The sequence below is a fragment of the Klebsiella sp. MS 92-3 genome (genome assembly GCF_000195655.1).
Taxonomy (GTDB): Bacteria; Pseudomonadota; Gammaproteobacteria; order Enterobacterales; family Enterobacteriaceae; genus Klebsiella; species Klebsiella pneumoniae.
Genome location: NZ_GL882791.1, coordinates 2,014 through 9,631, shown reverse-complemented (window position 1 = coordinate 9,631; position 7,618 = coordinate 2,014). Strand labels below are relative to the sequence as shown.

4 protein-coding genes are annotated in these 7,618 nt (G+C 56.4%); 2 read left to right on the top strand and 2 right to left on the bottom strand.

From position 1 onward, the window contains the following. The coding region (mscK, locus tag HMPREF9538_RS0127360) for a mechanosensitive channel MscK (protein WP_009484693.1) at positions 1–2,308 on the bottom strand (2,308 nt) is incomplete at its 3' end. Positions 2,309–2,437: 129 nt separating this feature from the next. After that, positions 2,438–3,088: a multidrug efflux transporter transcriptional repressor AcrR gene (acrR, locus tag HMPREF9538_RS17305; protein WP_002892080.1), complete on the bottom strand. Its 651-nt coding sequence runs from the start codon at positions 3,086–3,088 to the stop codon at positions 2,438–2,440. Between the two features lie 142 nt (positions 3,089–3,230). Between acrR and acrA the strand changes: the two genes are divergently transcribed. Together acrA and acrB are read left to right on the top strand one after the other, a co-directional pair. Then, on the top strand, positions 3,231–4,424 hold the full coding sequence (acrA, locus tag HMPREF9538_RS17310; RefSeq protein WP_004177236.1) for a multidrug efflux RND transporter periplasmic adaptor subunit AcrA: 1,194 nt from the start codon (positions 3,231–3,233) through the stop codon (positions 4,422–4,424). Between the two features lie 22 nt (positions 4,425–4,446). Beyond that, positions 4,447–7,593: a multidrug efflux RND transporter permease subunit AcrB gene (acrB, locus tag HMPREF9538_RS17315; RefSeq protein WP_002892069.1), complete on the top strand. Its 3,147-nt coding sequence runs from the start codon at positions 4,447–4,449 to the stop codon at positions 7,591–7,593. Positions 7,594–7,618: the final 25 nt, after the last annotated feature.

Sequence of the window (7,618 nt, the reverse complement as noted above, 5' to 3'; positions counted from 1 at the left end):
CCCCCCCCCCCCCCCCCCCCCCTCCCCCCCGCGGGGGGGGCCGGGCCCCGGGGGGGCGGCGCCAGGCGATACGCCGCGCCGCCACGCTCAGGCCGCGCAGCACGGTCTGGTACAGCAGGTTCCAGATCATCACCAGATACACGGTCTCGATCCAGCGTCCCGCCAGACGCAGCGTCGTGTAGAAGTAGCCGGTTGCCGTCAGCACCATCAGGGCCACCGGAACGATAGACAACACCGTGATCGTCAGCAGGCGCAGGCTGTGCGACTCTTTATCGCGCCAGCTTTCCCGGCACATCGGCCAAACCAGCACCGCGATCAGCAGTAAGTTGAAGAAAATCACCAACTGCCCCAGCACGTCGTCCATCAGGTTCAGCGGCGACAGTTCGGAAATCACCGACCAGAAATTCAGCGGCAGCAGCGCCAGGCTGACGCGAACAATCTGCCGCCGCCAGTGGCTGGTCAACTGCGCCGGCATATTAAAGTGGTTGACCGCGACGCCGTTCTTTTCCAGCACTTTCCAGCACAGGCCAAACACCAGCCAGAACATAGCCAGCTTTTTACTGTACGCCCACAGCAGTCCGCTAATATTTAACTGCATGGTGAGTAAGATCAGACCGATAGCCAGAATCAACAGCACCACCGGTAAGGCGCGGATCAGATCGATCAGGATCGCCTTCGGCGTATGCAGCTGGGTATCGTTGCGCAGCTGTCCCACCTGGGAAGCAAGCTTTGCCTGATAATCCTTGAGCCACTGCAGACGCCAGCGGATGAGGCCGGCAATCAACAGCAGCGGTAAACCGGCCAGGAAAGCGACAAACACCGCAGGCCACGCTTTTTCCCAGTTCACGGTGATTTTCATCGCCTTAAACTGACCTTTCAGCGCCTCCGGGAAGGCCTTAATCCACTCCCAGTCCATCGGTTTATTGCTGTTCACCCAGAAAATTTGCTGGGTCAGAATTTCCTTCAGACTGCTCGAGACGCTCATCAGCTGCTGCTGGTTGATCTGCAGGTTGATGGCCATCATCAGCTGGTTACCCAACTGTTTGTTGAACTGATCAAGCAGTTCGCGACGCATGTCGATCACTTCCAGTAGCGCGGCGTGGACTTCATCGTTCACTTCGCTGCTGTGCCCCTCCTCCAGTTTGGCGACAAAGGCATCGCTCTGGAACAGCGCGTCGCGCTGCTGGTTCACCTCAAACTGTTCAAGCCGCAGGTCGGCGATGCGGTTGGTCATATCCTGCAGCTCATCCGCCGACGGTAATGTCTGTTGTTGTTGGTAAAGAATACGCGACAGCAGCAGGCTCCCCCGCAGAACTGAAATTTGCTCTTTAATATCCCGTTCAGACTGCAGCGCGCGGTCGAGCCAGTTCTTGACCTGGATATTGCGCTGCACCAGCTGGTTACCGTTCTCTGTTGCCTGGATCAGCTTCTCGCTGAGCTGATGGTTAATATCCAGCTCCTGCTTGACCAGCGGGTTGGCCTGAATACGCGCCGTTTCGTCGGGGGTAACCGCCTCCTGGGCGGTTTTCTCGGTCAGGGTCAGCCGTTTGCTGTTCACGGCCTCCTGCAGCAGCTGTAGCTGATGCTCCAGCCGGTTGCTCCAGGCGGTGACGTAGTCACGCTGCTTCTGCAGGGTATCCTGCAGGATAGTGTTGCCTTCGAGGCTCTTGCGCTGTTGCTCGATCTGCGCGTTGAGCAATGCCTGTTGAGCCTGCAACAGCACCTGCTGGGTCGGGCGTAGGGTCTCGTCGCCCACCGAGGTGCCATTCAGACGATTGCGGATCTGCTGCAGCTGCTGGGAGGCGTTGAACATCGCATTTTGCACGCGTTCCGGCTGCGTTTGCAGGGAAACCAGCTGGCTGTTATAGGTCGCCAGATCGTTTTGCGCATTCTGCAGATCGTCCAGCGTCTGGGTGACGCGCGACTCCAGCTGACGCAGGGAGAGCGTACTTAGCGTTTTGCGCGTCGCGTCGTCGTTCGGGACATCGCTCAGGTTATTGAGGCTCTCCACCGCCTGGCGCAGCTTCGCCGGCGCCTGCTCGACCTGCTGTCGCAGCTGTGCCGTCTCGCTTTTGATACGCTCGATTTTATCCAGCGTTTCCAGCGTCTGAGTCAGATCCTGCTGGACCAGTTTGTCCTGCGGAGTCAGTTCTTTTTGCTTGTTTAACGTATTGAGCTGGCTCTGCACCTCTGCCCGATCGGGGAGATCCGCGGCGCGGCCCTGGACTGGGCTGAAAAGGCCAATAAAACAGAGCAGCGTGATAATAAAGATGAACGTGGCGCGTTGCCTGGAGATCGTGTGCAGCATAGTTAATATGAATGAATGCAAATGCCGGAGAATACCGGGGGTCGTCGCAAGCGCGCAGAATAGCACTTCTCAGCGCTGGCGAATAGCGGCGGACGGCGCTAAAAATTCACGCCCATCCGCGCGCTACCTTTAAGCTGACAAGCTCTCCGGGCCGCGTAGCGTCGGGCAGAATTGATACATCTCCAGCAGAATAGCGACGTAGTCCCGCGCTTCCGCATGCAGGTCGAACGAATCGGGGGCAAACAGCCAGTTTTCCATCAGCCCGGAAAGGTAGCTGCGCATTAACACGGCCGCCCGCCGGGTGAGTAAATTGGCGGGCAGCAGCTTCGCCGCGATGCACTCTTTCAAGGTCTGCTCGATACGCTCATAACTCGCCAGGGAGAGCTGCCGCTGGGCCTGCTGCACCACGGTCATTTCACCGACGAACTCACACTTATGATAGATAATCTCCATCATTAATCGTCGACGTTCTTCTGTCACTGTCGCTTCAAGAACATAGACTAGAATCTCCCTGATAACTGAGAGTGGATCGTTGGGGAATTTTGCCCGATACTCAATTTCGAGATCGCTAATACTGGCGTCTGACAGCTCCCAAATTTCGTTGAATAAATCTGATTTATTCTTGAAATGCCAGTAGATAGCCCCCCTCGTTACACCCGCAGCTTTTGCAATTGTTGCCAACGAGGTAGATGATACGCCTTGCTGCGAAAACAGACGCAGAGCAACATCCAGAATCAGTTGCCGGGTTTCACGTGCCTGTTGTTTGGTTTTTCGTGCCATAGGTTAATGACTTTACAGAGGTTACGTTTACATACATTTGTGAATGTATGTACCATAGCATGACCATAATAGAAAGACTGTAGTGGGTTTGTGGTTGTTTGAGCCACTGAACATTTTGAAATTGGACACTCGAGGTTTACATATGAACAAAAACAGAGGGTTAACGCCTCTGGCGGTCGTTCTGATGCTCTCAGGCAGCTTAGCGCTAACAGGATGTGACGATAAACCGGCTCAACAGGGAGCCCAGCACATGCCGGAAGTCGGTATTGTGACGCTCAAATCCGCACCTCTACAAATAACCACCGAACTGCCAGGCCGCACCAGCGCCTATCGCATTGCGGAAGTCCGTCCTCAGGTCAGTGGCATTATTTTAAAACGTAACTTCGTGGAAGGTAGCGATATCCAGGCCGGCGTCTCCCTGTATCAGATCGATCCAGCCACCTATCAGGCCAGCTATGACAGCGCCAAAGGCGACCTGGCAAAAGCCCAGGCGGCGGCAAACATGGATCAACTGACGGTCAAGCGTTATCAGAAACTGTTGGGCACCAAATATATTAGTCAACAAGACTACGATACCGCCGTTGCGACGGCGCAGCAGAGCAATGCGGCCGTGGTCGCGGCGAAAGCGGCCGTTGAAACCGCGCGCATCAATCTGGCCTACACCAAAGTCACCTCGCCGATCAGCGGCCGGATCGGTAAATCCGCCGTGACCGAAGGGGCGCTGGTACAGAATGGTCAAACGACCGCCCTGGCAACCGTTCAGCAGCTGGATCCGATCTATGTTGACGTCACCCAGTCGAGCAATGATTTCCTGCGCCTGAAGCAGGAGCTAGCTGACGGCCGCCTGAAACAGGAAAACGGCAAAGCGAAAGTGGAGCTGGTGACTAATGACGGTCTTAAGTATCCACAGTCCGGCACGCTGGAATTCTCGGATGTCACCGTCGATCAGACCACCGGCTCAATCACGCTACGCGCTATTTTCCCGAACCCGGATCACACCCTGCTACCGGGGATGTTCGTCCGTGCCCGTCTGGAAGAAGGGATTAACCCTGACGCCCTGCTGGTACCGCAACAGGGTGTTACCCGTACGCCGCGCGGCGACGCCAGCGTCATGGTAGTGGGGGAAGGCGATAAAGTCGAAGTCCGCCAGGTCACTGCTTCTCAGGCGATCGGCGATAAATGGCTGGTCACTGACGGTCTGAAATCCGGCGATCGCGTTATCGTCACCGGCCTGCAAAAAATCAAACCAGGTGTGCAGGTAAAAGCGCAGGAAGTAGCTTCTGATGATAAACAGCAAGCCGCAGGCAACGCGCCATCAGAACAAACCAAGTCTTAACTTAAACAGGAGCCGTTAAGACATGCCTAATTTCTTTATCGATCGCCCCATATTTGCATGGGTGATCGCCATTATCATCATGCTGGCTGGGGGATTATCGATCCTCAAATTGCCGGTGGCGCAATATCCGACGATTGCGCCGCCAGCAATTTCCATTACCGCCATGTACCCCGGTGCTGACGCCGAAACGGTGCAGAACACCGTAACTCAGGTTATCGAACAGAATATGAACGGTATCGATCACCTGATGTACATGTCCTCAAATGGCGACTCCACCGGTACGGCAACCATTACGCTGACCTTCGAATCCGGTACCGATCCGGATATCGCCCAGGTTCAGGTTCAGAACAAGCTGGCGCTGGCGACGCCTCTGCTGCCGCAAGAAGTACAGCAGCAAGGGATTAGCGTTGAGAAAGCGTCCAGCAGCTTCCTGATGGTTGTCGGCGTCATTAACACCAACGGCACCATGAACCAGGACGATATTTCGGACTACGTGGCGGCCAACATGAAGGATCCGATTAGCCGTACCAGCGGCGTCGGCGACGTTCAGCTATTCGGTTCCCAGTATGCGATGCGTATCTGGATGGATCCAAACAAACTGAACAACTTCCAGCTTACGCCGGTGGATGTGATCAGCGCCCTGAAAGCGCAGAACGCCCAGGTGGCCGCGGGCCAGTTAGGCGGTACGCCGCCGGTGAAAGGCCAGCAGCTTAACGCCTCGATCATCGCGCAGACGCGTCTGACCAATACGGAAGAGTTTGGCAACATCCTGCTGAAGGTGAACCAGGACGGTTCCCAGGTTCGTCTGCGTGATGTCGCCAAAATTGAGCTGGGCGGCGAAAGCTATGACGTAGTGGCGAAGTTTAACGGCCAGCCGGCATCCGGTCTGGGTATTAAACTGGCTACCGGCGCGAACGCGCTGGATACCGCCAACGCTATTCGCGCTGAACTGGCGAAGATGGAGCCGTTTTTCCCGTCGGGGATGAAGATCGTTTACCCGTATGACACCACCCCGTTCGTGAAAATTTCTATTCACGAAGTGGTTAAAACGCTGGTGGAAGCGATCATCCTGGTGTTCCTGGTCATGTATCTGTTCCTGCAGAACTTCCGCGCCACCCTGATCCCCACCATCGCGGTACCGGTGGTCCTGTTAGGCACCTTCGCGGTGCTGGCGGCGTTTGGCTTCTCGATAAACACCCTGACGATGTTCGGGATGGTGCTCGCCATCGGCCTGTTGGTGGATGACGCCATCGTGGTGGTAGAGAACGTCGAGCGCGTGATGGCGGAAGAGGGTCTGCCGCCGAAAGAAGCGACGCGTAAATCGATGGGACAGATTCAGGGCGCGCTGGTTGGTATCGCTATGGTGCTGTCGGCGGTATTTATCCCGATGGCGTTCTTCGGCGGCTCAACCGGGGCCATCTATCGCCAGTTCTCCATCACTATCGTTTCCGCGATGGCGCTGTCGGTACTGGTGGCGTTAATCCTGACGCCGGCGCTGTGCGCCACGATGCTGAAACCCATTCAGAAAGGCAGCCATGGCGCGACCACCGGCTTCTTCGGCTGGTTTAACCGCATGTTTGATAAGAGCACGCACCATTACACCGACAGCGTAGGCAACATTCTGCGCAGCACCGGTCGTTATCTGGTGCTGTATCTGATCATCGTGGTGGGTATGGCATGGCTGTTCGTCCGTCTGCCGAGCTCGTTCCTGCCGGACGAGGACCAGGGTGTATTCCTGAGTATGGCGCAGCTGCCTGCCGGCGCCACCCAGGAGCGTACGCAGAAAGTGCTGGATGAGATGACGAATTACTATCTCACCAAAGAGAAGGACAACGTGGAATCCGTGTTTGCGGTTAACGGCTTCGGTTTCGCCGGCCGCGGCCAGAACACCGGTATCGCGTTCGTTTCGCTGAAAGACTGGAGCCAGCGTCCGGGTGAGGAAAACAAAGTTGAAGCGATCACCGCGAGAGCAATGGGCTACTTCTCGCAGATTAAAGATGCGATGGTCTTCGCCTTTAACCTGCCGGCTATCGTTGAACTGGGTACCGCGACCGGCTTTGACTTCGAGCTGATTGACCAGGGCGGTCTGGGCCACGAAAAACTGACCCAGGCGCGTAACCAACTGTTTGGCATGGTGGCGCAGCATCCTGACGTGCTGACCGGCGTGCGCCCTAACGGTCTGGAAGATACACCGCAGTTTAAAATCGATATCGATCAGGAGAAAGCTCAGGCGCTGGGCGTCTCCATCAGCGACATTAACACCACGCTGGGCGCAGCCTGGGGCGGAAGCTATGTCAACGACTTTATCGACCGCGGCCGCGTGAAGAAAGTGTACATCATGTCCGAAGCGAAATACCGTATGCTGCCGGAAGATATCGGCAAGTGGTATGTTCGCGGCAGCGATGGTCAGATGGTGCCGTTCTCTGCTTTCTCGACCTCGCGTTGGGAATACGGTTCGCCGCGTCTGGAACGCTACAACGGTCTGCCGTCACTGGAAATCCTCGGTCAGGCCGCGCCAGGCAAGAGTACCGGTGAGGCGATGGCGCTGATGGAAGAGCTGGCGGGTAAACTGCCCTCCGGTATCGGCTACGACTGGACCGGGATGTCTTATCAGGAGCGACTGTCCGGCAACCAGGCCCCTGCCCTGTATGCCATCTCGCTGATTGTCGTCTTCCTGTGTCTGGCGGCGCTGTATGAGAGCTGGTCGATTCCGTTCTCGGTTATGCTGGTCGTCCCCTTGGGTGTGGTCGGTGCGCTGTTAGCCGCCACCTTCCGCGGGCTAACCAACGACGTTTACTTCCAGGTGGGTCTGCTGACCACCATCGGCCTGTCGGCGAAGAACGCAATATTGATCGTTGAATTCGCCAAAGACCTGATGGAGAAAGAGGGCAAAGGGCTGATTGAGGCGACGCTTGAAGCAGTACGTATGCGTCTACGTCCAATCCTGATGACATCTCTGGCGTTCATCCTCGGGGTAATGCCGCTAGTTATCAGCTCCGGCGCCGGCTCCGGTGCGCAGAACGCCGTCGGTACAGGCGTAATGGGCGGGATGGTGACCGCGACGATCCTGGCGATCTTCTTCGTGCCGGTGTTCTTTGTGGTGGTTCGTCGCCGCTTTAGCAAAAAATCGGAAGATATAGAGCACAGCCATCAGGTTGAGCATCATTAATCTTCACTCCTGAACAAAGGGGGGC

What these genes read in the sequence shown, in the direction of transcription:
- acrA (WP_004177236.1), top strand. Translation starts at nt 3,231, where the DNA reads ATGAACAAAAACAGAGGGTTAACGCCTCTGGCGGTCGTTCTGATGCTC.
- acrR (WP_002892080.1), bottom strand. Translation starts at nt 3,088, where the DNA reads ATGGCACGAAAAACCAAACAACAGGCACGTGAAACCCGGCAACTGATT.
- acrB (WP_002892069.1), top strand. Translation starts at nt 4,447, where the DNA reads ATGCCTAATTTCTTTATCGATCGCCCCATATTTGCATGGGTGATCGCC.